At 37.8% G+C, this 25,093-nt stretch carries 20 protein-coding genes; 13 read left to right on the top strand and 7 right to left on the bottom strand.

The genetic code is table 11. The annotated features are described in order from the left end of the window. Positions 1-25 precede the first annotated feature (25 nt). The 9 genes from murD (at position 26) to R2Q77_RS12305 (ending at position 11,293) form a co-directional block, all read left to right on the top strand. Positions 26-1,414 carry a UDP-N-acetylmuramoyl-L-alanine--D-glutamate ligase gene (murD, locus tag R2Q77_RS12345; RefSeq protein WP_316804026.1) on the top strand — a complete coding sequence of 463 codons (1,389 nt, stop codon included), beginning with the start codon at positions 26-28 and terminating at the stop codon, positions 1,412-1,414. A 14-nt stretch (positions 1,415-1,428) separates the two neighbouring features. Next, a complete protein-coding gene (locus R2Q77_RS12340) occupies positions 1,429-2,622 on the top strand; it encodes an FtsW/RodA/SpoVE family cell cycle protein (protein ID WP_316804025.1) in 1,194 nt (397 codons plus the stop codon). Between the two features lie 105 nt (positions 2,623-2,727). Next, entirely contained in the window at positions 2,728-3,834 is a 1,107-nt protein-coding gene (murG, locus tag R2Q77_RS12335; RefSeq protein WP_316804024.1) for an undecaprenyldiphospho-muramoylpentapeptide beta-N-acetylglucosaminyltransferase, read from the top strand. Between the two features lie 2 nt (positions 3,835-3,836). Next, positions 3,837-5,192 carry a UDP-N-acetylmuramate--L-alanine ligase gene (gene murC, locus R2Q77_RS12330; protein WP_316804023.1) on the top strand — a complete coding sequence of 452 codons (1,356 nt, stop codon included), beginning with the start codon at positions 3,837-3,839 and terminating at the stop codon, positions 5,190-5,192. Further along, positions 5,185-6,282, top strand: coding sequence for a cell division protein FtsQ (locus tag R2Q77_RS12325; protein WP_316804022.1), 1,098 nt, complete (start codon positions 5,185-5,187; stop codon positions 6,280-6,282). Before murC ends, R2Q77_RS12325 begins: the two co-directional genes overlap by 8 nt. A gap of 44 nt (positions 6,283-6,326) precedes the next feature. Further along, positions 6,327-7,685, top strand: coding sequence for a cell division protein FtsA (gene ftsA, locus R2Q77_RS12320; protein WP_131535885.1), 1,359 nt, complete (start codon positions 6,327-6,329; stop codon positions 7,683-7,685). 131 nt (positions 7,686-7,816) lie between these two features. Then, entirely contained in the window at positions 7,817-9,448 is a 1,632-nt protein-coding gene (gene ftsZ / locus R2Q77_RS12315) for a cell division protein FtsZ (protein ID WP_316804134.1), read from the top strand. Positions 9,449-9,616: 168 nt separating this feature from the next. Next, positions 9,617-10,858 (top strand): aminotransferase class I/II-fold pyridoxal phosphate-dependent enzyme, encoded by a 1,242-nt coding sequence (locus R2Q77_RS12310; RefSeq protein WP_316804021.1) that lies wholly within the window; start codon positions 9,617-9,619, stop codon positions 10,856-10,858. 258 nt (positions 10,859-11,116) lie between these two features. After that, complete coding sequence (locus R2Q77_RS12305; RefSeq protein ID WP_316804020.1) at positions 11,117-11,293, top strand: histone H1; 177 nt, start codon at positions 11,117-11,119, stop codon at positions 11,291-11,293. 58 nt (positions 11,294-11,351) lie between these two features. On the opposite strand, the gene R2Q77_RS12300 is transcribed toward R2Q77_RS12305, so the two are convergent. From R2Q77_RS12300 to R2Q77_RS12285, 4 genes are all read right to left on the bottom strand, one after another. Beyond that, on the bottom strand, positions 11,352-11,630 hold the full coding sequence (locus R2Q77_RS12300; protein WP_316804019.1) for a hypothetical protein: 279 nt from the start codon (positions 11,628-11,630) through the stop codon (positions 11,352-11,354). A 196-nt stretch (positions 11,631-11,826) separates the two neighbouring features. Further along, a complete protein-coding gene (dapA, locus tag R2Q77_RS12295) occupies positions 11,827-12,714 on the bottom strand; it encodes a 4-hydroxy-tetrahydrodipicolinate synthase (protein WP_316804018.1) in 888 nt (295 codons plus the stop codon). An 88-nt stretch (positions 12,715-12,802) separates the two neighbouring features. Next, complete coding sequence (ligA, locus tag R2Q77_RS12290; RefSeq protein WP_316804017.1) at positions 12,803-14,815, bottom strand: NAD-dependent DNA ligase LigA; 2,013 nt, start codon at positions 14,813-14,815, stop codon at positions 12,803-12,805. Positions 14,816-14,963: 148 nt separating this feature from the next. Continuing rightward, positions 14,964-15,647, bottom strand: a complete 684-nt coding sequence (locus tag R2Q77_RS12285; RefSeq protein ID WP_316804016.1) for a hypothetical protein — start codon at positions 15,645-15,647, stop codon at positions 14,964-14,966. 211 nt (positions 15,648-15,858) lie between these two features. Between R2Q77_RS12285 and tyrS the strand changes: the two genes are divergently transcribed. The 3 genes from tyrS (at position 15,859) to R2Q77_RS12270 (ending at position 18,167) form a co-directional block, all read left to right on the top strand. Continuing rightward, positions 15,859-17,145 carry a tyrosine--tRNA ligase gene (gene tyrS, locus R2Q77_RS12280; protein WP_316804015.1) on the top strand — a complete coding sequence of 429 codons (1,287 nt, stop codon included), beginning with the start codon at positions 15,859-15,861 and terminating at the stop codon, positions 17,143-17,145. Between the two features lie 87 nt (positions 17,146-17,232). Beyond that, positions 17,233-17,715, top strand: a complete 483-nt coding sequence (locus R2Q77_RS12275; protein ID WP_316804014.1) for an antitoxin Xre/MbcA/ParS toxin-binding domain-containing protein — start codon at positions 17,233-17,235, stop codon at positions 17,713-17,715. Continuing rightward, the gene (locus tag R2Q77_RS12270) at positions 17,715-18,167 is read left to right on the top strand and encodes an RES family NAD+ phosphorylase (RefSeq protein WP_316804013.1); all 453 of its coding nucleotides are present in this window, start codon (positions 17,715-17,717) and stop codon (positions 18,165-18,167) included. The genes R2Q77_RS12275 and R2Q77_RS12270 overlap by 1 nt, the downstream gene beginning before the upstream one ends. A 1-nt stretch (position 18,168) precedes the next feature. Here the strand turns inward: R2Q77_RS12270 and R2Q77_RS12265 are convergent, their stop codons facing one another. The 3 genes from R2Q77_RS12265 to R2Q77_RS12255 are packed head-to-tail and all read right to left on the bottom strand — an operon-like array spanning position 18,169 to position 21,966. Next, complete coding sequence (locus R2Q77_RS12265) at positions 18,169-19,149, bottom strand: acyl transferase (protein ID WP_316804133.1); 981 nt, start codon at positions 19,147-19,149, stop codon at positions 18,169-18,171. A 31-nt stretch (positions 19,150-19,180) separates the two neighbouring features. Continuing rightward, complete coding sequence (locus tag R2Q77_RS12260) at positions 19,181-19,531, bottom strand: hypothetical protein (RefSeq protein WP_316804012.1); 351 nt, start codon at positions 19,529-19,531, stop codon at positions 19,181-19,183. A 2-nt stretch (positions 19,532-19,533) separates the two neighbouring features. Beyond that, on the bottom strand, positions 19,534-21,966 hold the full coding sequence (locus R2Q77_RS12255) for a penicillin acylase family protein (protein WP_316804011.1): 2,433 nt from the start codon (positions 21,964-21,966) through the stop codon (positions 19,534-19,536). Positions 21,967-22,152: 186 nt separating this feature from the next. On the opposite strand from R2Q77_RS12255, the gene R2Q77_RS12250 reads away from it, so the two are divergent. Then, positions 22,153-25,044, top strand: a complete 2,892-nt coding sequence (locus tag R2Q77_RS12250; RefSeq protein ID WP_316804010.1) for a TonB-dependent receptor — start codon at positions 22,153-22,155, stop codon at positions 25,042-25,044. Positions 25,045-25,093 lie beyond the last annotated feature (49 nt).

Genomic DNA, 25,093 nt, shown 5'->3' with positions numbered 1-25,093 from the left:
AAAAATAAAGAAATAAAATAATATAATGAGCACCAATAATAACACATCAGGCAATACGAAGTCAGCAATGGCAGGGCAGGGCCGTATGGTTATTTTAGGTGCTGGCGAAAGCGGTGTTGGTGCTGCAAAATTGGCGCAGCAACAAGGTTTTGATGTGTTTGTGTCTGATTTTGGCGTAATTACCGATCGGTATAAAGCCGCTTTAGAAAAAATGTCTATTGCGTTTGAATCTGAAAAACATACTGAAGAACTCATCCTTAACGCAACTGAGGTAATTAAAAGTCCGGGCATTCCTTCAACAGCAGGCATCATTAAAAAACTGGCTAAAAAGGGTATACCTGTAATTTCAGAGATTGAATTTGCGAAAAGATATACCAGTGCAAAAACCATTTGTATTACCGGATCTAATGGTAAGTCGACCACAAGTTTGCTTACTTATCACATTTTGAAGCGTGCAGGTTTAAATGTAGGCTTGGCTGGTAACATCGGGCAAAGTTTTGCCGCTCAGGTGGCAACTGAAAACTTTGACTGGTATGTTTTGGAGATTTCGAGTTTTATGCTGGATGATATGTTCAAATTCAAGGCGGATGTAGCCGTGTTGCTTAACATCACACCAGATCATTTAGACCGTTACGATTATAAGCTCGAGAACTACGCAGCATCTAAGATGCGGATTATCCAGAATCAAACAGAAAACGATGTGTTTGTTTACTGTGCTGATGACGAAGGAAGTTTAAAAGCTTTAAAAAATATTAAGCCTTTGGCTAAAACATATCCATTTTCAATCACTAAAAAAGTTGAACCAGGTGCGTTTTTAGAAAATAATACAATACACATCCTTATAGAACCAAATAAAGAACTAACCATGTCTATTTCAGATTTAGCCTTACAGGGCAAGCACAACATTTACAATTCTATGGCTTCTGGCATTGTAGCAAAAGTTTTAGAATTAAGAAATAGCTCAATCCGCGAAAGCATGGGCGATTTCAAGAATATTGAGCACAGATTAGAACATGTGGCCAAAATTTCTGGAATAGACTTTATTAACGATAGTAAAGCAACCAATGTAAATTCTACCTGGTATGCTTTGGAGAGCATGAGTACCGATGTAGTGTTAATTATGGGCGGTGTTGATAAAGGCAACGATTACAATATGCTTAAGGATCTGGTTAAAAGTAAAGTAAAAGCTATTGTTTGTTTGGGTAAAGATAACAAGCGTATACATGATGCTTTTGAAGATGATGTGGAGGTGATTGTCAATACTTTTTCGGCTGATGAGGCGGCACAAATTGCCTATCATCTGGCTAAACGCGGCGATACCGTTTTGTTGTCGCCGGCATGTGCAAGTTTCGACTTGTTTAAAAATTATGAAGACCGCGGTAATCAGTTTAAAGCGGCAGTAAAAGAACTATAGAAGGAGGTTGTAATATGTTGCAGGCACTACTTAATAAAACAAAAGGCGATAGATGGATCTGGTTGATCATCATCCTGCTTTCGCTTATATCTGTAATGGCCGTGTATAGCGCAACAGGTACGTTGGCCTATAAAAAAGGAGAAGCGGTAGAAAAACTGCTTTTAACCAAGCACCTTATTTTTGTATTACTGGGTATTGGAATGATTTACATTGCCCACTTGCTGGATTACCGGTATTATGCAGGTATTTCTAAAGTGCTGATGATTGTAACCATACCGTTATTATTGTATACTTTAATATTTGGTACAAACCTAAATGATGCTTCCCGTTGGGTAAAAATTCCTGTAATTGGTTTAACATTTCAAACATCCGATTTGGCCAAGCTGGCCTTAATTACCTTTTTAGCCAGGATGCTGACCAAGAAACAAGAAAACATTAAAAATGTAAAAGAATCGTTCATCCCGATTATGGGTTCTGTTTGCGTGGTTTTCGTGTTAATTGCCCTGGCCAATTTATCAACAGCCCTGATGTTATTTGGAGTAAGTATTTTACTGCTTATTATAGGCAGGATTAGTATAAAGCAAATTGCAATAGTTTGTGCCGGCGGATTGGTTTTGCTCATGTTCGTGTTCTTTCTCGGTCCCAGAAGAAAAACATACATGTCGCGTATTAATTCGTTTATGCATCCAGAGATGCAGCACTCAGATAAAACTTTCCAGGCAGACCAGGCAAAAATTGCCTTAGCTACTGGTGGTGTTTTTGGTAAAGGACCAGGTAATAGCACACAGCGTAATTTCCTTCCGCACCCATATTCCGATTTTATTTTCGCCATTATTATTGAAGAATGGGGAACACTGGGGGGAATTATAATTATGATGCTTTACCTGGTGCTCCTATACCGATGTATAAAAATAGTAACACGGGCACCCAAGGCATTCGGAGCTTTGCTGGCGGCAGGGTTAAGCTTTAGCTTAACCATACAAGCGTTTGCAAATATGGCTGTTGCTGTAGGTTTAGGTCCTGTAACAGGCGTGCCGTTGCCACTGGTAAGTATGGGTGGTACATCAATGATTTTTACCAGTGTGGCGTTTGGTATTATTTTAAGTGTGAGTAGGGATGTTGAAGAGAATGCCGGTATTGGAACAAAAGAAGAGAAAGACAAAATAAAAAATAAAGTTATTATAGGAGAAATACCTGCGATAGCATAAAAGATGAATGATAGAGTGAGACCATGATTGGATTAGAGAATGTAGCTATTGCAGTTAAACATTCATTCGTTCAAAATTCTATCATTCAGTAACTAAAGATAAAAAATGAATAATTCCCCAAAAATTATCATATCAGGTGGTGGCACTGGCGGGCATATTTTTCCCGCCGTGGCCATAGCCAATGCGCTTAAGCGTATTGTGCCCGCATGTGAAATTTTATTTGTGGGTGCCACCGGCCGTATGGAAATGGAAAAAGTTCCGGCAGCAGGATATAAAATTGTTGGTTTAAACATTAGTGGAATCCAACGCGGTTCGATCGTTAAGAACCTGGCCTTGCCTTTTAAGGTAATTGGCAGCGTGCGTAAAGCCATGCAAATTATTAATGAGTTTAAACCTGATGCAGTTGTTGGGGTAGGTGGTTATGCTTCCGGTCCTTTACTGTATGCGGCCTCATTAAAAGGAATTCCTTACTTAATCCAGGAACAGAATTCTTATGCAGGCGTAACCAATAAATGGCTGGGTAAAAAAGCTTCAAAAATTTGTGTTGCTTTTGATGAGATGCAACAGTTTTTTCCTGCGGATAAAATATTAAAAACAGGAAATCCGGTACGTACAGAGGTAGTTGATATTAAAGGAAAGCATTACGCTGGGGCAGAGCTTTTAAAACTCGATCCTCAAAAGAAAATTATTTTGGTTACAGGCGGAAGCCTTGGCGCCGGAACATTAAATAAAAGTATAGAAAAACATTTGGCTGAAATCCTTGCAGAAGATGTACAGGTGATTTGGCAAACCGGTAAGTTTTACTACAAAGGAATTATCGAAAGGTTAGGCCTGGATTACCATCCAAATGTTCGGATTCTGGAGTTTTTAAATAAAATGGATTTAGCTTATGCTGCTGCTGATGTAATTATCAGCAGAGCTGGTGCCGGAACCATTGCAGAACTTTGCTTAATTAAAAAGCCTGTTATTTTGGTGCCTTCTCCAAATGTTGCCGAAGATCATCAAACTAAAAATGCAATGGCTTTGGTTAAAAATAATGCGGCGGTTTTAATTAACGATCGCTCGGCAGAAGATACCCTGGTTACAGAAGCTTTAAAAATGTTAAAGGATAAAGTGCTTTGCGAAAAGTTATCAGAAAACATAGGCAAAATGGCGTTGCCACAGGCCGATGAAATTATCGCAAATGAAGTTTTAAAACTGATTAATAAATAAAAATGGAGTTAGACAAAATAAATAGAGCTTATTTCGTGGGTATCGGTGGTATCGGTATGAGTGCGCTTGCTCGTTATTTTGCTAAACGCGGCGTTGCTGTTTGTGGTTACGATAAAACCAGGACAAAGCTTACCGAAACATTAGAACAAGAAGGCATTTTAATTTCTTATCTGGATGAATCGGGAACCTTGCCTTGTGCTTTTCTGGATAAACATGATGATACACTGATTGTTTATACGCCAGCAATTCCTAAAGATTCAAAAATTTTAAATCACTTTAAAGATAAAGGCTTTAGCCTTAAAAAACGTTCAGCGGTTTTAGGGATTATCAGTAAGGGCATGTTCTGCATCGCGGTGGCCGGTACACATGGTAAAACTACAACCTCATCAATTGTAGCCCATCTTTTAAAAGATACGGGTTACGATTGTACAGCTTTCTTGGGCGGCATTACCAGCAATTACAACAGTAATGTATTGTTTGGGAATAACAATGTTGTAGTGGTTGAAGCCGATGAATACGATCGTTCTTTTCTAACCCTTCATCCTGATGTGGCGGTAATTACTTCAATGGATGCCGATCATCTTGATATTTATGGGGATAAAAGCCATTTGGAAGAATCGTTCCATTTATTTGCCAGTCAATTAAAAGACGGGGGAAAATTATATGCGCATGAGGGATTGCCATTAAAAGATGGAATTACGTATGCGGCAAGTTCTACAGCAATGGCAAGAGCCGAAAACCTGAGGGTTGAAGGTTCGAAATTTGTTTTCGATTATACGGATGCTTCCCACTCGATTAAAGATTTAAGCCTCATGCTGCCAGGTAAACATAATGTTGAAAATACAACCGTTGCAATTGCAATAGCTTTACAGCTGGGTATTAGCGCCGAAAAAGTAAAACAAGCAGTCGCAAATTTTAAAGGGGTAAAGCGCAGGTTTGAATACGTAGTAAATAATGGTAAACAAATTTATATTGATGATTATGCCCATCACCCTGAAGAATTAAAAGCTTGTTTTGATGCGGTGCGACAGTTATATCCTGATAAGAAACTTACAGTTGTATTCCAGCCACATTTGTTTAGCCGTACCCGTGATTTTGCCGATGATTTTGCGAAAATTTTAAGTACTGCCGATGAATTGATGCTGCTCGAAATTTACCCTGCAAGGGAACAACCCATTGAAGGAATAAATTCGGCTTACCTGCTGGATAAAATTACTGCCGCAGATAAAAAGGTTTGTACAAAAGAATTTGTAATTACACATGTTAAAGAAACAAAACCTGAACTGATTTTAACGGTTGGTGCAGGCGATATAGATACATTAATAGAACCATTAAAAAACACCTTAAACCATGCTTAAACGGATTAACTGGAAAGCAATATTTTTTGGGTTTGCCTGGCTGATTAGCCTGAGCGGAGTGGTTGTACTATTAAGTTTTATCAACGTTAAAAAGCAAACGGTAAAATGTACCAACATTAAAATACTAATACCAGGTGCAGATAATTTTATTGAACGCGAAGAAATTGATGCCATATTAAAAGAGGATCAGGGTGTGCTTTTGGGTAGAAACCTGGAAAATATTAATATTCATCAGATTGAGAAAAAACTAAGGTCAAACCCATATATCGGCTTTGCAAAAGTATATGTCGATATGGATGGTATAATGCACATTGAAGTCAAACAAAGACAACCAATATTGCGTATATTAAATAATGGCGGACAAGATTTTTACATTGATAATGATGGTTTAAAAATGCCTATTTCATCAAACTTTACTGCAAACGTATTAGTAGCCACAGGAAATATTGCCGAAGTTTTTGGAAGCCGTGTAGATACTTTACATACACAATTGGCAAAAGATTTGTTTAAAACGGCACAGTATATAAAAAGAGATACTTTATGGGATTCTCAGATTGAGCAAATTATTGTAGATGCCAAGAGCGATATGATTTTGATCCCTCGTGTAGGTGATGAACACATTATACTGGGTGATGCAGATTCGCTTGATGTGAAAATGAAAAACCTGAATATTTTTTATAAACGGGCCATGCCCCAGGTTATCGCCAGGCAGTATAAAACCATTAACATAAAATACACCAACCAGGTGGTTTGCGAAAAAAGGGATTCTACAGCAGCTAAAAAAGCCAAAGTGGTTTCAATAGCAGAAGTTTCACGCCTAAGAAACCAGGTAGCAGATTCACTAATCAATGATGTGATTGGAAATGCGATAAAAAACAAGGAGGTTCCGGCTGAGGCTAAAAAACCAGAGGCAACTAAACCTAAACCGGCAGAAAAGCCTGTGGTTGCAAAGCCTAAACCGGTAGCAAAACCTCCGGTAGCAAAGCCCGAAACTAATAAAGATAAACCAGCCCAACCCGCTGTAAAACCCAAGCCCGTAAAACCTGAAGCAACGCAGAAGAAAACGGCAACAGAAAAAAAGAATAAATAGCTCCCTATAAAAACAATATATATAACTCAACAAAATTAACGAATATGGACAAGGCAAAATTTACCAGTCAGTCGCCCATTGTAGTAGGCTTAGATATCGGTACTACAAAAATCTGTGTTATTGTAGGCCGCAGAACCCAACACGGTAAGGTAGAAATTTTAGGAATAGGAAAGGCAGAATCGGCGGGGGTTACACGTGGGGTGGTATCTAACATTCAAAAAACGGTACAAGGCATTGCGCAGGCAGTAGAAGTAGCCAGCGGCCAATCTAATGTAGAAATACAGGTGGTAAATGTTGGGATTGCCGGTCAGCACATTAAGAGCTTACAGCATCGTGGTATTTTAACCAGGAGAGAATTAAATAACGAAATTGGAAAAAAAGACATCGATAAATTAATCGATGATATGTTTAAGCTGGTTATGCCTCCGGGAGAGGAAATTATCCATGTGCTGCCACAAGAGTTTACCATTGATAACGAGCCGGGTATTAAAGATCCGATTGGTATGGCAGGCGTTCGCCTTGAAGCCAACTTCCATATCATTTCGGGGCAGGTTACGGCTGTAAAAAACATCATCAAATGTGTAAATAATGCAGGGCTGCAAACTCAGGATTTAATCCTGGAGCCATTAGCTTCTTCCGAGTCGGTGTTGAGCGATGAAGAAAAAGAAGCGGGTATTGCCCTGGTTGATATTGGTGGAGGTACTACAGATATTGCCATTTTCCATGAGGGAATTATTCGTCATACGGCCGTTATTCCATTCGGTGGTAACAGCGTAACAGAAGATATCCGTGAGGGCTGCTCTGTAATGCGCAATCAGGCTGAGTTATTAAAAACACGCTTTGGATCAGCTTTAGCTGAAGAAAATAAAGAAAATGAAATTATTTGCGTTCCGGGACTACGTGGCCGCGAACCAAAAGAAATTTCAGTAAAAAACCTGGCTTACGTTATTCAGGCACGTATGGAAGAAATCATAGAACATGTTTACTATGAAATTAAATCTTCAGGATACGAGAAGAAACTAATAGGCGGTATTGTAATTACCGGGGGTGGTGCTTTATTAAAACACTTAAGCCAGCTGGTAGAATATGTTACAGGTTTAGATTGCCGTATTGGTTACCCCAATGAGCATTTATCCAAATACGAAGACATGCCGAAAACCATTTACGACGATTTAAAAAGCCCGATGTACGCAACCAGTGTTGGCTTGTTAATTAAAGGTATTTTAAAAGCCGAAGAGCTGATTGAAGAAATGAAACAGCCAGGTGTGTTTGTAGAAAAAGCGAAAGTAGCGAAAGAAAAAGAGAAAAGAGGACCTGGTTTGTTCGATAAATTATTGGCAAAAACAAGAACTTTCATTCAGGATGATATGAACGTTAGCGACGAAGATTACCTGAAGAGCTAATTTATTTTTCAACAAAAGATGAGTTTTCCACATTCTTAACATTTGTGGAAAACGTGTGTTGAAAAAGTGTTAATATTACATTGAGTAATGAACAGGAATTAAGAATTTTTAAACAACTGATTCATAAGATTATGCAGTTCGAAATGTTAAAAGATAAGTCATCAATCATCAAAGTTATTGGTGTTGGAGGCGGTGGCGGCAACGCAGTTAACCATATGTACCTGTCGGGTATAACTGGTGTGGATTTTATTATTTGTAATACAGATGCCCAGGCCCTCGAGTCTAGTCCTATACCCAATAAGGTACAATTAGGTGCTAGTTTAACCGAAGGAATGGGAGCTGGTTCTATTCCTGAGGTAGGTAAAAACTCAGCAATAGAAAATATCGACGATATTAAGGCGATGTTGGGTAGTACAACCAAAATGTTGTTTATTACAGCAGGAATGGGTGGTGGTACCGGTACAGGTGCAAGTCCGATTATTGCAAAAGCCGCCAAAGAACTTGACATTTTAACTGTAGCCATCATTACTACACCTTTTTCTTTTGAAGGAAAAAGACGTCGTTTGCAGGCAGACGAAGGAATGGAAGAACTGAAAAAGTACGTAGATTCTTATCTGGTTATTTCAAACGATCGTTTACGTGAAATTTTTGGAAACCTAACCCTGGGTTCAGCTTTTGGGCAGGCCGATGATATTTTAACAACTGCAGCAAAAGGTATCGCCGAAATCATTACCGTACCCGGTTATATAAACGTGGATTTTAAAGATGTGCGTACCGTTATGAAAGATAGCGGTGTAGCCATTATGGGCAGTTTTGCATCGGATGGTGATGACCGTGCTTTACAGGCAGTAGAAGGAGCTTTGGCTTCTCCATTACTTAAAGATAATGAAATTGAAGGTGCCCGTTATATCTTATTAAACATCAGTTCAGGTGTGCGCGAAGTAACCATGGATGAAGTTTCCATTATTACAGATTATATCCAGGAAAAAGCAGGTTTATCTGCCGATTTAATCTGGGGTAACTGTACCGATGAATCATTGGGCGACAGGCTTTCGGTTACGATTATTGCAACTGGTTTCCAAACTTCGGAAGAACGTGTTAACGAAGAGAAAAATAAAAAGAAAATTTCTCTATTAACACCAGAAGAAGCGCCATTGGTACGTGTTGTTGAACCCGTAAATTCTTTTATTCAGCCAAAAACTACTCCTTCATACGAGCCGGTTTTAAAAGCTAAAGAAGAAACTTCACAGGCTGATTTATTCGGCGGTTTGTTTAATAAATCAGAAACTCCTAAAGTACAGGAGCCAGAAAATAACGTCGTTCGTCATACTTTAATTGAAGAAGAACCACAAGCAGAAGCTCCGGCAGAAAGCGGTTTCGAATTTGAAGTAAAGCTGGCAGAAACCAATTATGTTTTTGAAACACCAGTTGCCGAAATTCCGGCAATGCCAGAGCCAGAACCAGAAATTGAAATGCCTGTTGTTGGTTTAGATGACGATAAAAACGATGAATCAATGGAAGAGCAGCTTAGAAAATCTAAAGAACGTATTTTACGTTTGAAAGATTTAAGCATGAAACTGCGTACAACCAATGGTTTACAGGAATTAGAAAACGAACCCGCTTATAAGCGTAAACAAATGCAATTGCAACAGGTTCAGCATTCATCAGAATCGCAGGTTAGTCGCTTTACTTTAAGCAACGATCAGGACGGTGGAACGGAAATCAGACCTAATAATTCTTTTCTACACGATAACGTTGATTAGAACCAACCAAATATAATTTTAAAGCCCCGATATTAAATCGGGGCTTTTTTGGCATAAAATTGGCTTATAAGATTCGCGAAATTGACACGGGAAAGAAGAAGGATGTTGATTTTGAGCCAAATAAACATTAAATTTGCAACATTTTAAAGTACATAAATACATATTACATTGGATATATTTGATAAAATAGCAAAACACATGGGGCCACTTGGCCAACACCAAAAATGGTCTCATGGGTATTTCTCTTTTCCAAAATTAGAAGGGGAAATTGCACCACACATGCAATTTCGTGGAAAAGAACATCTGGTATGGAGTTTAAACAATTATTTAGGTTTAGCCAATCACCCTGAGGTGAGAAAAGCAGATCAGCAGGCCGCTGCAGATTTTGGTATGGCTTACCCGATGGGCGCTCGTATGATGAGTGGAAACTCTAAATATCATGAGCAGTTAGAACAAGAATTAGCTGCTTTTGTAGGTAAACCAGATGCATTTTTATTAAATTATGGCTATCAGGGTATGGTATCAATCATTGATACTTTAGTTGATAGAAATGATGTTGTAGTATATGATGCTGAATCGCACGCTTGTATTGTAGATGGCTTGCGTTTGCACATGGGTAAACGTTTTGTTTATAAACATAATGATATTGAAAGTGCACGTAAGCAATTAGAGCGTGCTACTAAACTGGTTGAAGAAACCGGTGGCGGTATTCTTTTAATTACGGAAGGTGTTTTCGGGATGAGTGGTGCTCAGGGTAAATTAAAAGAGATAGTTGAGCTTAAAAAAGAATTCAACTTCCGTATTTTAGTTGATGATGCACATGGTTTTGGTACAATGGGTAAAACCGGTGCCGGTACTCACGAGGCTCAGGATTGTATTGAAGGCATTGATGTATATTTCGGTACTTTCGCAAAATCAATGGCAGGCATTGGGGCATTTGTAGCTTCAACAGAGCAAATTACCAACTTCTTGAGGTACAACATGCGCTCGCAAACCTTTGCTAAAGCATTACCCATGCCAATGGTAATTGGTTTATTAAAACGTTTAGAATTATTAAAAAGCCAGCCAGAGTTAAAAGATAAACTTTGGGAAATTGCAATGACCTTGCAAAAAGGTTTACGTGAGCGTGGTTTTGATTTAGGCGTAACCGATTCAGTAGTAACACCTGTTTTCTTAAAAGGAGAGTTGAGTGATGCTACCGCTATTACTTACGATTTGCGTGAAAACTATAGCATTTTCTGTTCAATCGTTGTATATCCGGTAATTCCTAAAGGAATGATCGAATTGCGTTTAATTCCAACAGCTGTACATACTTTAGAAGATGTACAACGCACCTTGGATGCTTTTAGCGAAGTAGCAGAAAAGCTTGAAAACGGCTACTATAAAGAAAATCAATTTGCATCTGTATAAATTGTAAATAACACAAAAAAGCCCTTTAAATTTAATTTAAAGGGCTTTTTTGTGTTGCTATGCCTGTAATTGCTTGTTTTTTAGTGTGTTTTCTTTGTTTTTTGAGTGTTCAATGTTTATAAATGAGTCTAATGTGGAAAAAAAGCACTTTTAAGGCTGTTTTTTATTTTAGCAAAAGTTTTTTTATTTAATTAAACACATTAAATTAGAGTAAGTATTATTAAATCTTAACTTAAAAACTTAGAGGAGTTATTAAACATGAAAAAATTTGAAGAAGTAAAAAGTCTGATCGCAGCTTTAGAAGCAGATGCTGATAAGTTTTATACTAAAGGAAACAGTGCTGCTGGTACGCGTATCCGTAAAGGAATGCAAGACTTAAAAAACTTAGCACAAGCCATCCGCTTAGAAGTTCAGGAAACTAAAAACAAAGCTTAAAGCCTTAAAAATATTTAGAACCCATAAAAATCCCCTTGAATTTCAAGGGGATTTTTTGTTACCTGATAAATTTGTAATCATCAGGTTGTGCAGCTTGCTCATAACGAACCAACTTGCCGTGATAAAAATAATAAAAGGAATAAAATGGCGTACTAACTGAATCGAAAGTTCTCCTCGAAACACGATAAATGCTGGTTCCGTCTGCTACTGCCGAAACCAGTTCAGCTGTTCGGTTTTTTTGTTTAAAAGATGTTTCAGTTGTTCCGATAGGGGAAATTGCAGGTGTTTTGCAGCTTAGCATGAAAACGGCTAAGCCTGCCAGTAATAGTTTTTTCATTTGTGTGTTTATTGTGTGTGTATAAATCTAAGACAATAATAATGCCTTGAAACCGCTGAGAAATTACTAAATCATTTTACCTGAAGAAACTTTTTTGTTACGGTAGATGCTGATTTCAAAAAAGCGGGCCCTTATTCCATAAAAAAAGCATCTGGTGATGTTCCAGACGCCTTTTTTCTTAAAAAATTGAATTTAGCTAAACCAGCTGACTCAATTTTTCCACTTCGTTTATAATAGATTTTTCCAGTGTATCCGAAACTTTTACAAGCGGTAATCTAACCGTATCTCCGCAAACATTTAGATGCTTTAAAGCAGCTTTAACTCCAGCCGGATTGCCCTCCGCAAAAACCATTCTGGTAAAATCTACTAAACTTAAATGAGCAGGAATAGCGGCTTTATAATCGCCCGAAAGGCAAAGGTTAACCATTTCTGAAAACTGTTTAGGTAAAGCATTTCCAATAACAGAAATAATCCCTGCGGCACCCAAAGCAATCATTGGCAAAGTAATGGGGTCATCACCAGAAATTAAAAGGAAATCAGCTGGTTTATCCCTCATAATCTCATTAAACTGATCAAAGCTTCCTGAAGCTTCTTTTGTAGCTATAATGTTTTTAAAGTCGTGCGCTAAACGGCAAGTTGTTTCCGGACTCATATTGCTTCCGGTACGGCCTGGTACATTATATAAAATTAAGTCTAACGGACTAACTTCGCTCAAGTACTTATAGTGCTGATAAATGCCCTCCTGCGTTGGCTTGTTGTAATAAGGACTAACGGATAATATTGCACTATAGCCTGTAGTGTCGAAAGATTTAATGTCTTCTGCAACAGCTAAAGTATCATTGCCACCAATGCCCGCAACTAAAGGTAATCTGTTGTTGTTAATTTCAGCGGTATAAGCCCAGATCTTCTTCTTCTCGTCTTTAGTTAAAGTAGCGGTTTCGCCGGTTGTACCTAAGGAAACGAGATAATCTATCCCTCCATCTATCAAGTGATTAATCAGGCTTTTTAAGCCATTATAATCAACTGATCCATCTGCGTTAAAAGGTGTAACAAGAGCTACACCAGTACCCTGAAATTTGTTCATTATATATTGTAATTATTAAATTATTGAATTCCGAATGTAAAATGGTTTAATCTTTCGTTTATTGATTTTAACATCCATTCCTTCTTTGTTATTTTATCATTTCCAGCAACTCGGCATCACTGATCATTGGAATGTTTAGCTTATTTGCCTTTTCCAGTTTTGATGGTCCCATGTTATCGCCGGCAACCAGGTAATTTAATTTGCCTGAAATACTGCTCAAAATTTTACCTCCATTGGCTTCAATGATGTCCTTTAGCTCTTCGCGGCTAAAGTTTTCAAAAACGCCCGAAATTACGAATGTTTTTCCAATAAGTTTATCACTTGCCAGTGTAATTACCTTTTCTTCAATTTCAAAGGCCAAACCTGCTGCTTTTAATAATTCTATTTGCTTTAAATGCTCTGTTTTTCCAAAATATTCAACAATACTCTCTGCAATGCGTTGTCCAATTTCGTCAATAGCAATTAATTCTTCTATTGTAGCAGTAGCCAGTTTGTCGATGTTTTTAACACCGGCAGCTAATTTTCTGGCTACCGTTTCACCAACATAACGAATGCCCAATCCAAATAACACCTTTTCGAAAGGCATTTCTTTTGATTTTTCTATACCTGTAAGCATATTTTCAATAGAGCGTTCACCAAAGCGCTCTAATGTTTTAAGTTGTAAAGCCTTTTCATATAATTTGTATAAATCGCTGATGTGGTTTACCAACCCGTTTTTATAAAAGGTTTCTATGGTTTCATCGCCTAAACCATCAATATTCATCGCTTTTCTGCTTATGAAATGCTGAATTTTTCCAACAATTTGTGGCGGACAACCTTCATCATTGGGGCAATAATGAACTGCTTCGCCTTCTTTTCTGATGAGTTCGGTTCCACATTCCGGACAGTTGTGCAAATAATGAACTTTAGCCGCACCTGCCAGGCGCTTATCCAGGTTAACCTTTATTATTTTAGGAATAATTTCACCACCTTTTTCTACAAAAACAGTATCTCCTTCGTGAAGATCTAAACGTTCTATTTCATTTGCATTATGTAGCGTAGCTCTTTTAACGGTTGTGCCTGCCAGCAAAACGGGTTTTAAATTGGCTACAGGTGTAACTGCTCCGGTTCTTCCAACCTGATAGGTTACTTTGTTCAGAATGGTTTCCACTTCTGCGGCCTTGTATTTATAGGAAATTGCCCACCTTGGAGATTTCGCAGTAAAGCCCAGTTCCTCTTGCTGTGCATAACTGTTAACTTTAATTACAATGCCATCAATATCGTAACTTAATTTGAAACGTTCATTCTCCCAATGGTGGATAAAGGCCAAAACATCATCTATGTTTTGAACTAATTTATTATGTTCGCAAACATGAAAACCCCACTCCTTTACGGCATTTAAACTTTCCCAATGGGTTTTAAATTCATTTTTATCCGTGTATAAAAAGTAGATAAAACCGTCCAAAGGTCGTTTGGCTACCTCTTTGCTGTCCTGCATTTTAATGGTGCCCGAAGCAAAGTTTCTTGGGTTGGCATAAGGAATCTCCCCGAGTTCTTCGCGGGCTGCATTTAATTTTAAAAACGCAGCTTTGTGCATGAAAATTTCACCACGGATTTCGAAGTGATCGGGCGCTACTTTTGTTTTTATTTGATGTGGAATGGTATGGATTGTTTTTACATTATTGGTAACATCATCTCCCTGAGTTCCGTCACCACGGGTAACGGCCCTCAGAAGTTTACCATGCTCATAAGTTAAACTAATGGATAAACCATCAAATTTTAACTCGCAAACATATTCGAAATGATCACCAATTGCTTTACGAATCCGCTCATCAAAATCTCTTAAATCCTGTTCATTGTAAGTATTACCCAAAGATAACATTGGGTATTTATGCTTTACAGTGATGAAATTTTTGGTAATGTCTCCGCCAACACGTTGTGTAGGAGAGTTTGGATCTGCAAAATCAGGATTTGCCTTTTCCAGTTCAGCTAAATGTTTAAGTTTTTTATCAAACTCATAATCGCCAATGGTTGGCATGGCCAGTACATAGTAATTGTAGTTATGCAGGTTCAGCTCTGCAACCAGGGCATCCATTTCTTCTTTAACTGTAAATAGCGACATGAAGCAAAGATAAAAAAAGGAAGGATTGATTTAATAACTAAAACAAACTACTAATTTGTTTAATTGGTCGTCACGCTAAATTTATTTCAGCATCTTTTTTACTATGGAGGTGCACTGATAAATCCAGGCTGTTAAAAGAAATATCAGCTTATGTAAGCGCTGTTAACTTTTCCTCTATTTCATGGAAAATATCCATATAATCTTTTTCAAGCTGTTGTTTGTAAAAGGTAATCTGTTTGGTTAAATCCTGTAATTGCTTTTCTTCCAGGCTTTGCGGCCAAAGGCGCATACAAATTCGGTTTAGTGCATAGCTAATGTTGTCCAGCTTTTGGTAGCTCAATAAATAACGGCTGCTGATAAATTTTTCAAGAAAATTGAAAAAAATGTCTGGTTGTTTAAAATTACAATGTTCCAGAAAATCAGTTAATGATGCTTTTTTCACTTCGTTTAGATGATCGTAGAAATGATTAACCTGGATTAAATTATGCTCAATTAATAAATGATCTAAAAGCAACTCTAAGCCTATGTGGGCTAAAAAAGACGGACGGATCGGCGTACCTTCAACCACCGGTTTAATTAATATTTTTAATTCGGCTGTTTTTTCCATAAAGAAATCTGATGAATGGAAAAACAAATCGACAGCCAAATGTCGTTTCCATCCTTTTAATAAGTGCTCTTCATCAAGATTTCCCTTAAATAAAAACTCATTTTTCTGAGGATAGAGATTGGCTTCCTTAGAGGCATTTTTAATAAGGTCAGGTAAAACAGTACCCATTACCACATTTGAATCGGTTGTCAATCTGTCAAAATAATAGTGCGATAGGAAATTCATATAATTTATGCTTCGATTATGCCAGATTTGGTTTGGCAAGATAATATTTTAAACGTTTAATTTCTTTTGGCGAACTTCAAAAAGATAAAGATTTCATTCGCGATGCGTGATAACGCAAGCAGATTATACAGTTTCTGATTGCTAACTAAAAACTTTAAACTTCTTTTACCTTTCAGCTTAATAATTATCTTTGCCCAATTAATTTTATACCATGACAAATTTTGTTGAAGAGTTACGCTGGAGGGGCATGTTACATGATATTATGCCGAATACTGAAGAAAAGTTAAACGAAGGTATGACTTCTGGTTATATTGGCTTTGACCCAACTGCAGATTCGTTACATGTTGGACACTTAACTCAGATCATGACTTTAATCCATTTTCAAAGGGCTGGGCATAAGCCTTATGCTTTGGTTGGTGGTGCTACCGGAATGGTTGGCGATCCTTCCGGAAAATCGGACGAGCGCAATCTCCAAACAGAAGAAATGATTGAACATAATCTTGCGGGTATGAAACGCCAGCTGGCTAAATTCTTAAAGTTTGAGGATGCTGGTAATGGGGCCGTAATGGTTAACAATGCCGATTGGTTTAGGGATATGAATTTATTTACATTCATCAGGGATGTGGGTAAGCACATTACCGTAAATTATATGATGGCAAAAGATAGTGTTAAAAGACGTTTGGAGGGTGATTCCGGACTTTCTTTCACAGAATTTTGTTATCAGTTAATTCAAGGTTACGATTTTTACCATTTATGGAAAAATAACAACTGTCTGGTTCAAATGGGTGGCTCAGACCAGTGGGGAAATATTGTTACCGGAACAGAGTTAATCAGACGAAAAGATCAGGGAACAGCCTATGCAATTACTACGCAGCTAATTAAAAAAGCCGATGGTACTAAATTTGGAAAAACCGAAAGTGGCGCTGTTTGGTTAGATGCAGAAAAAACATCTCCATATAAATTTTACCAGTTCTGGTTAAATGCAACTGACGATGACGTTAAAAAGTGGATTCGGATTTTTACTTTAAAAACTAAAGAGGAAATTGAATCGCTTGAAAAAGAACATGATGCTGCGCCGCATTTGCGTATTCTGCAAAAAGCATTGGCAGAAGATATTACCATAAAAACACATTCGGTTGAGGCTTTGGAAACTGCCATTAAAACATCCGGATTTTTATTTGGTAATGGATCTTTAGAATTCTTGAGAAGCTTGTCGGTGGTGCAGGTTTTAGAAATGTTTGAAGGCATTCCTCAATTTAACATTTCAAAGGCAGAATTGGCAAACGGAATTGATGCGGCAACCTTATTAGCCGAAAAATCAACAGTATTTCCTTCGAAAGGAGAAGCAAAGAAATTAATCCAAGGTGGAGGTGTTTCAGTTAATAAGGAGAAAGTAGCTGATGCAAATCAAATTTTCAATGTGGAGCATTTGATAAACGATAAATTTATTGTGGTGCAAAAAGGTAAGAAAAACTATTTTCTTTTAATTGCAGAATAAGCCTGAATTAAAATCCTAAGGAAGGTATTGATTGAATTAATTTTTAGTATCAGACAATTTGCGTATATTTATGTGTAATTGTCTGATATGAAAAAGAAAACAGAAGATTTGCATATTGTTGAAGAACCAATGGTTGCTTACGTTTCGCACGTTGTTTCAACACCAATGGTGGCTATGATGGGCAACAGCTATGCTCAGGCTACCAATTTTGATTTACTTAATCTTGCCCGAAAAGGAATATCCAAAAAAGCGTTAATTGCACTTGCAAAGCAAATTTCTTTAACTCTTGAAGAGATTGCGGGCATCCTGCACATTTCAGAACGTACTTTGCAACGTTACACGCCATCTACACTGGTTAAAACTGATTCGGCCGATAGGGCTATTGAATTAGCACGTTTATACGAGCGTGGTATAGATGTTTTAGGTGATGCCAAAAGTTTTAATATTTGGATGCGCAGCCCCAATAAAGCTTTAAATAATGAAGTGCCATTAAACCTTTTAGATACCTCAATTGGTTTTGACATGATTCTGCAAATTTTGGGCAGGATAGAATACGGTGTAGTGAGCTAATGATTTTATACCGGATATCAAATTGCAAACATGCAAAGGATGTTAGTGGAACCGGAGCAAGGTTATTTGGCGGTCGATGGAACTCGGTTGGCATATCGGTACATTACATGGCATCGAGCCGTGCGCTGGCAGCTTTAGAAGTTCTGGTCAATAAAAATTCAATGGTTGATGCAGGAACTTTGTGCCTCACTGTTTTTGATGTTCCAGCAGATAACATTCAGGTTGTTAATAAAGCAGATTTATCAAAAAACTGGCGAAATTATCCAGCTCCTTCAGGCTTGCAAAAAATCGGGAATGAATTTGTCTCAAAAAATAAATCTCTTTTATTACAAGTTCCTTCTGCTATAATTGACGATGAATTTAATTTTTTGATGAATGTAAATCATGCCTTAGCCAAAGAAATAAGAATCATTGAGGTAAAGCCTTTTAATTTCGATAATCGTTTGTTTTAACTTATTGCACTAATAAATTACATCCTCTGATATCAGCATTATCAAAACGACCTAAAACCTCAAAGCTGTTGTCTTCATTTATTCTCCCTAAATCTTGGGTAGCTATAAAAGAGCATGAATTGACATTCGCCAAATCGATTACATTAATACCTCCGGTTTTCCCGTTTTCAATTAAACTTAAAGGATCATTGGTATCGCGGATTAAAATCTGCATCCAGCTCGGGCAATTAAAAATGCCATCTCCTAAAGAATAAGCCTGAGAGAGTAATTCTGTCATTCCATACTCACTGTGGATAGATTGGATGCCAAAACCTTTAGTCAGTTGTTCGTGCAGTTCTTCACGTACCATTTCTTTGCGTTTCCCTTTCATGCCACCGGTTTCCATGACAATTAAATCAGGGAAATTAATATCATATTGCTCTATAAAGTCGAGGAGCGCATAGGTAACACCGATTAATACAGTTTTCTGGTTCTTTGATTTTAAATCCAGCAAGGTATTCAGTAAATCATTATGGTTGTAAAGAAAATAACCACTTTGAGGATGTTTGCTCTTTTCTATTAAATCATTTACCATGTAAATTAAAGAAGAGCCCGATCTTTGTTGGTAAGAAGGAAGCAGCGCTAAAAAACTATACCCTTCTATATTTCCATAAAACTGGTTAAAAGCTTGCAGATAACTTTGTTCATATAACTTTACATTCGTTACATGGTGGCTGCTTTGAATCATTCCTGTGGTACCTGAACTACTAAAGGTAACCTCAATTGGATTTTTACTGCTTAAAACACTATGGCTTTTAAAAAAACTAATGGGCAAAAACGGAATCTGTTCAACCGCCTTAACTTCATAAATGTTTACGCCTAAATGGCGAATATATTCCTTATAAACAGAACAGTTTACTGCCTGAAATTTAAATATTTTTAGTGCAGTTTTATTAAAATCTGCTGTACTTTGAATGGAAAATAGATCTTCAGAATGCTTTATCACAAGGCAAAAATACGAAGCATTATGCTATTTAAGCGTCAGTTTTTTTTACAAGCATAGCTTTGCGGAATTGATAGCCACAATAACCACTTATTCCTGCGGCCAAACCACTCAGTAAACCGGTAACCAAAAGTAATAACCACCAGATTTTTACGCCTGTCATAATTGCTACACGACTGGCTAAAACATTATCATTTGGTAAGCTTTTAAAAAGGGAATAACCGATCCATAAGCAGAATATGGCAAAGAAAGATTGCCAGAAAGCGATTTTGCCCGTTTTACCAATAATGCCACAGGTAGCAAAAGAAATAACGATTATAACCCACCAGGGTAAAACCATTTGTAAAAGGAAGCAAACTATTAATATAACGATGAAGACCATTTTTATTTTTTAGATATTTTTAAACGAGAAATAATTGTGCCCGATTTATCATCAGGGCTTTGCATGTAAAATAAATCATATAGCTTGCCATTTGCCCAGGTATCAACCATGTTGTCGTAAAACTTACTGCCTGGATTTCCGGATTGGCCGCCCGGATAAACGCCATGTCCTTTGGGTGTTTTGCCCAGCTCAATAACCATACGCCATGATGGGCCGTTGCTTTCGCTAATGGCATTTATGGTGCTCTTTGCGCCGCCTATCATTAAAACTTTTGAACCAAATCCTGGAATTTTAGCCAAATGGGGTACATTGGTTTGTTTTACATTAGCCCAGTTCCAATCCTGGTTAATTGGACCGAAGCGTTTTTCTAAACTGTCGCAACTGTATTTAAAAGATTCGTTTACTAAATCTGCAAGGGTTTCTTTTTTATTAGTTTTAATATTATCGTACCATTTTGCATTCGGTTCTTTTAAAATCATTTCTACTGTACGATCTCTCGAAGGATAACGCATCGGAACACCTTCAACCTCAAACTCATCATTCCATATATCGAAGGATAACCTTTTGGTCCAGATTTCGAAAACGCTGGCCGCAATTTGGTTGGCATCGTATCTTTTGTTCCATTTGCTTAAATAAGCAAGTGCTTCTTTTTGGGTTGCATTTAGTTGTTCATTATTAACTAAGGGCATTAAGGCAGGCAATAAATTTTGAGCCATAACGCTATAATTGTCCGTTTGCATCAATCTTATACTGTCGGCCGTAGCTTTAGTCATTGCGGCTAAACGATCGTTAATTCTTTTTCCTCTTTCGTAAGGAGAAAATTCCCAGTTGATGTAGTAAGGATAAGTTGTATCGGTTGATGATTGATTTGCAGAGCTTACAAAACCCCTTGGCGGGTTTTTAACTGTTGGGTTTTGTGCTGCCGGAATCCATCCCTGCCAATCGTAAGCAGGATCTGTTCCATCCAGGATAAATTTACCCTGATCTTTCCATTTTAATGGAAATTTACCATTTGGCGTAATGGCAATATCATTATCGATACTGGCAAAAACAAAATTTTGTGCGGGGGCAGTGTAAAAAGTTAAAGCTTTGCGGTAATCATTGTAGTTTTTGCCGCGGTTTAAATAATAGAAAGTCATCAACTCGTTTGATTCATCATGCGCAATCCACCTTAGTGCATCGCCAACAGGAACATTATTTGCCCTGCTGTATTTCGGTTTCTGGAAATAAACAACCGGACCATGATGTGTATAATAAACGGTATCAACTTCTGGTCGGGCACCACGAATGTTAATGGTTTCTAAACGTTTAGTGGTTTTGTTCCATTTATTGTTGTACCAATATTCGTTGTGAGAGCTATCCTTAAATTTAATCTGATAAAAATCAAGTACATCAGCCGCAACATTGGTAACGCCCCAGGCAATTTTCTGGTTAAAACCAATAATAACACCAGGTGCACCAGGAAGCGAAACGCCATAGGTATTAACACCTGGCGCATGCAGTTGTATCTGGTACCAAATGGATGGTAAACTCAAATCCAAATGCGGATCGTTTGCCAGTATAGGATAACCTGATTTTGTTTTAGAACCGGATAAGGCCCAGTTGTTGCTGCCAATGCCTTCTACCTTTTCTTTAGTTTTTACATCGCCAGTAATGGCTTTGGTAAAAGATTCGGGTGTTTTTGGTATTGGAAGGGGAGTGAAATCCCACTTTGTGCCTACCGGAATGATCGGGTCTTCACGGAAAGGATAATCCGGAAAAAGATCCTTGGTTACTTCAGGACCAAACTTCCTCAAAATATTGGTCATATAAAATTCATCAGATCCCATTGCTAATACTGCCGACATTTGCTTCAGTAATAAAGCACATTTTACGGGCGTCCAGTTTTCAGGTTTAAAATCCAGGATTTTATATTCGATTGGATAATTAGCTTGGTTCAGGGTTTTAATGTAGGCGTTAATCCCTTCGGTATAGGCATTAATCATTTCTTTGGCTTTTGGATCTGCCATCATACCTTTTAACGAGTTTTCCGCACCATATACCATGCCCATACGGCGTTGATAGCGGTCTACTTCTATGGCTTTATTGCCAACAACCTCGCTAATTCTTCCAGCAGCAAAACGCGTTTGAAAATCCATTTGCCACAGCCTGTGCATAGCAGTAACATAACCTTGGGCTAAATAAAGATCGTGGTCATTTTGGGCAAAAATATGCGGAATCATCCGGTCGTCAAAAACAATCTCAATCTCTGCAATTGCTCCTTTAATCTTTGCCTTATGGTTAAACATAAAATGATTATTCTCGGCATTTTGCCAAAAACCCATAAAAGGATTAAGAAATTTAAGCAAGGGTGGCGTACTGCCAATTTTTGTATTGAAGAGGAAAGCTATTGCGATTGGGATAATGATGCAAAAGACAGCTTTAATTTTATTCATATGGTTAGCAGAAAAATCCAGGCAGCATTTTATTATGCGCGGATGGATATAAACTGCAAAATACAAAAAAATATCTATCTAAAATAAAATTCGATTTTCAAATTATTATGCATACATAATTTGTTAAAATGGAAAAAAGCAATTAAGTTTATATAACTAAAAACCAATAACCAAACTATAATATTTATGAGCAGAATTTTCACAAAGATTTTCTTTGTGCTTTTTGTTGTATGCGCAACCGGTGTTGTGGCACACGCACAAAGCATTACGGTAAGCGGAACCGTTAAAGATAAGCAATCAAAAGAGGCATTGGCCGGGATTAGTATTACCATAAAAGGACAATCTGGTGGCGCAGCTACAAATGGTAATGGTACATTTTCTTTTACAACTACTGCAAAAGTTCCCTTTACCATAGTTGCCTCTTCGGTGGGTTATGGTACGGTAGAGCAGGAGGTTACAGGTAATACTGCTAATATTAATATAGAAATGGAAACTGCCGTTGTTTTGGGAGGAGATGTAGTTGTTTCTGCATCCAGAACACCAGAGCGCATTTTAGAATCGCCGGTTTCTATTGAAAGGTTAAGTGCTGCATCTATAAAAGAAATTGCAGCCCCTTCTTTTTATGATGCATTGAGTAATATGAAAGGTGTGGAAACCAGTATGCAAAGTTTAACCTTTAAATCAATCAATACCCGTGGATTTAACTCAAACGGAAATACCCGTTTTAATCAATACATTGATGGAATGGATAACCAGGCGCCGGGCCTTAATTTTTCTGTTGGTAACATTGTAGGGATTACAGAATTAGATATTGATAATGTTGAGCTTTTGCCGGGTGCTTCTTCGGCTTTATATGGCGCGGGTGGTATAAATGGAACTTTATTAATGACCTCAAAAGATCCGTTTAAATATCAGGGTGCAAGTTTTCAATATAAAACAGGCGTTAACCACGTAAATGATGCAAGCAGCAGTGTGCAGCCTTTTAACCAGTTGGATGTACGTTTGGCAAAATCGTGGAACAATAAATTTGGCGTAAAAGCGGCTTTCTCATTTTTACAGGCTAAAGATTGGTTTGCCAATAATTATTCAAATTACGACAGGGTGGCCAATAGCGTTAAACCCGGCGACCGTAATTCTGATCCAAATTACGACGGCGTAAATAGCTATGGCGATGAGGTTAATGCAAATCTTCGGTTTGTGGCTGCCGGAGTGGCTTCCAATCCACAATTGGCTCCGGCCTTTGCGGGGTTTAATAACATTATGAATGCTGCTCCATCATTAACATACAACAATTTGGTTAGTTTAATTAGTTCAAACCCTACGTATGCGCAGCTGAGGCCGGCATTGCCTTATCTTGGTTTGGCTTATGGAATGAATAAAGGTCTGATTTCCAACCAATCGGTATCGCGTACAGGATATAACGAGATCGATTTGGTTGATTATGATACCAAATCGATGAAAGCATCTGGTGGTTTATATTATAATTTTACACCAACCATTCAGCTGGTAGCCCAGGCTAACTGGGGAACCGGTACATCTGTTTATACGGGATCGGATCGTTACTCTTTGAGAAATTTTAATATCGGCCAATATAAACTGGAATTAAAAGGACAGGATTTCTTTGTTAAAGCTTATACAACCCAGGAACGTTCGGGCGATTCTTATATATCATCCATATTGGGTAGTTACATTAATGAAAAAACAAACCCTTCAAGAACAGGTTGGTTTCCAACTTACACCGTAGCTTATGCCACAGCCAAAGCCCAGGGCGCTTCTGATGTGGCGGCAAATGCGGCGGCAAGATCAGTTGCTGATGCAAACAGGGCCTTACCAGGCACGCCTGCTTTTGAAACGGCTAAACAAGCCATTATGAATACCAACATTAGTGCTACAAATTTTGCCACTGGTGTTTATGGAGCCAAGTTTGATGATAAAACAAATTTATATCATTATGAAGGAATGTATAATTTTACAAATGCCTTTAACAATGTGATTGAATTTCAGGTAGGTGCATCGTCAAGGTTATATCAGTTAAGATCTGCAGGAACAATATTTGACGATTTAAACCGTAAAATTGACATCAATGAATATGGTGCATTTGCACAGGCTGGAAAAAAATTCGGCGAATTCTTTAAACTTACCGTAGCCGGTCGTTATGATAAGAGTACCAATTTTGATGGACGTTTTACACCACGAATTACAGGTGTATTTACTGTAGCAAAAAACAATAACATCCGTTTGTCTTATCAAACAGGTTATCGTAATCCAACCACTCAAAATCAATATATCGATCTTTCTGTTGGTGGTGGTTCTCAAAGACTTATTGGCGGTTTGCCAGAAAGTTTGGCCAAATACGGTTTAGGTACTGAGGCTACTAAAGGATACACGGAGAGCAGTTACAGGGCTTTTCAAACGGCACAGGTTACTGGAGTACCTACCGCAGGAATATTGCAGAAATATACTTTTGACAGCAGAGGTGTAAGGCCAGAAAGCGTACAAGCTTTTGAAGTAGGTTATAAAGGTTTGTTAGGTCCAAAATTCTTGATTGATGCTTATGCATATTATAATCAATATAAAGATTTTATCACCTCGGTAAATGTTTACCAGCAGGTAGGCGCTACTACAGATTATGTTAAATACGGTGTTCCGGTAAATGCAACAGGCAAAGTAACGTCGTATGGTGCCGCTTTGGGTCTTGATTATCTACTTGGTAAATACAATATCAGTGGTAATGTTTCTTATAATAAAATTGGCGATTTGCCTGATAATTACATCAACGATTTCAACACCCCAAAAATTCGTTATAACCTGGGTTTAGGAAATAAAGAAATTATTAAAAACTTTGGTTTCAATGTTTCTTACAGATGGCAGGATAAATTCTATTGGAATTCTTCTTTTGCAGCTGGCGATGTTCCGGCATACAGCTCATTGGATGCGCAGGTTAGCTTAAGGGTTCCGTCGGTAATGTCTGTAATTAAATTAGGCGGTTCAAACGTGCTAAACAAATATTACAACACTTCTTTTGGTAACCCTGAAGCCGGTGCTATTTATTATTTAGGTTTTACATTTAACCCTTAAAACTTCTTTTTTTCTCTCTAAAGCCTTCGTACTTTTAAAGTATCGAAGG

Origin of the sequence: Pedobacter nototheniae, from assembly GCF_032678625.1 — a bacterium.
In the GTDB taxonomy this organism is placed as follows: Bacteria; Bacteroidota; Bacteroidia; order Sphingobacteriales; family Sphingobacteriaceae; genus Pedobacter; species Pedobacter nototheniae_A.
Note: the sequence above shows the minus strand (reverse complement) of the source record. Positions and strands in the feature narration are given on the sequence as shown.

Excerpts from the sequence above, each read along its gene's own strand:
- murC (WP_316804023.1), top strand. The coding sequence starts at position 3,837 with ATGGAGTTAGACAAAATAAATAGAGCTTATTTCGTGGGTATCGGTGGT.
- tyrS (WP_316804015.1), top strand. The coding sequence starts at position 15,859 with ATGACAAATTTTGTTGAAGAGTTACGCTGGAGGGGCATGTTACATGAT.
- ftsZ (WP_316804134.1), top strand. The coding sequence starts at position 7,817 with ATGCAGTTCGAAATGTTAAAAGATAAGTCATCAATCATCAAAGTTATT.
- R2Q77_RS12340 (WP_316804025.1), top strand. The coding sequence starts at position 1,429 with ATGTTGCAGGCACTACTTAATAAAACAAAAGGCGATAGATGGATCTGG.
- R2Q77_RS12260 (WP_316804012.1), bottom strand. The coding sequence starts at position 19,531 with ATGGTCTTCATCGTTATATTAATAGTTTGCTTCCTTTTACAAATGGTT.
- murG (WP_316804024.1), top strand. The coding sequence starts at position 2,728 with ATGAATAATTCCCCAAAAATTATCATATCAGGTGGTGGCACTGGCGGG.
- R2Q77_RS12325 (WP_316804022.1), top strand. The coding sequence starts at position 5,185 with ATGCTTAAACGGATTAACTGGAAAGCAATATTTTTTGGGTTTGCCTGG.
- dapA (WP_316804018.1), bottom strand. The coding sequence starts at position 12,714 with ATGAACAAATTTCAGGGTACTGGTGTAGCTCTTGTTACACCTTTTAAC.
- ftsA (WP_131535885.1), top strand. The coding sequence starts at position 6,327 with ATGGACAAGGCAAAATTTACCAGTCAGTCGCCCATTGTAGTAGGCTTA.
- R2Q77_RS12250 (WP_316804010.1), top strand. The coding sequence starts at position 22,153 with ATGAGCAGAATTTTCACAAAGATTTTCTTTGTGCTTTTTGTTGTATGC.
- R2Q77_RS12305 (WP_316804020.1), top strand. The coding sequence starts at position 11,117 with ATGAAAAAATTTGAAGAAGTAAAAAGTCTGATCGCAGCTTTAGAAGCA.
- R2Q77_RS12300 (WP_316804019.1), bottom strand. The coding sequence starts at position 11,630 with ATGAAAAAACTATTACTGGCAGGCTTAGCCGTTTTCATGCTAAGCTGC.
- murD (WP_316804026.1), top strand. The coding sequence starts at position 26 with ATGAGCACCAATAATAACACATCAGGCAATACGAAGTCAGCAATGGCA.
- R2Q77_RS12255 (WP_316804011.1), bottom strand. The coding sequence starts at position 21,966 with ATGAATAAAATTAAAGCTGTCTTTTGCATCATTATCCCAATCGCAATA.
- R2Q77_RS12285 (WP_316804016.1), bottom strand. The coding sequence starts at position 15,647 with ATGAATTTCCTATCGCACTATTATTTTGACAGATTGACAACCGATTCA.
- R2Q77_RS12270 (WP_316804013.1), top strand. The coding sequence starts at position 17,715 with ATGATTTTATACCGGATATCAAATTGCAAACATGCAAAGGATGTTAGT.
- R2Q77_RS12275 (WP_316804014.1), top strand. The coding sequence starts at position 17,233 with ATGAAAAAGAAAACAGAAGATTTGCATATTGTTGAAGAACCAATGGTT.
- ligA (WP_316804017.1), bottom strand. The coding sequence starts at position 14,815 with ATGTCGCTATTTACAGTTAAAGAAGAAATGGATGCCCTGGTTGCAGAG.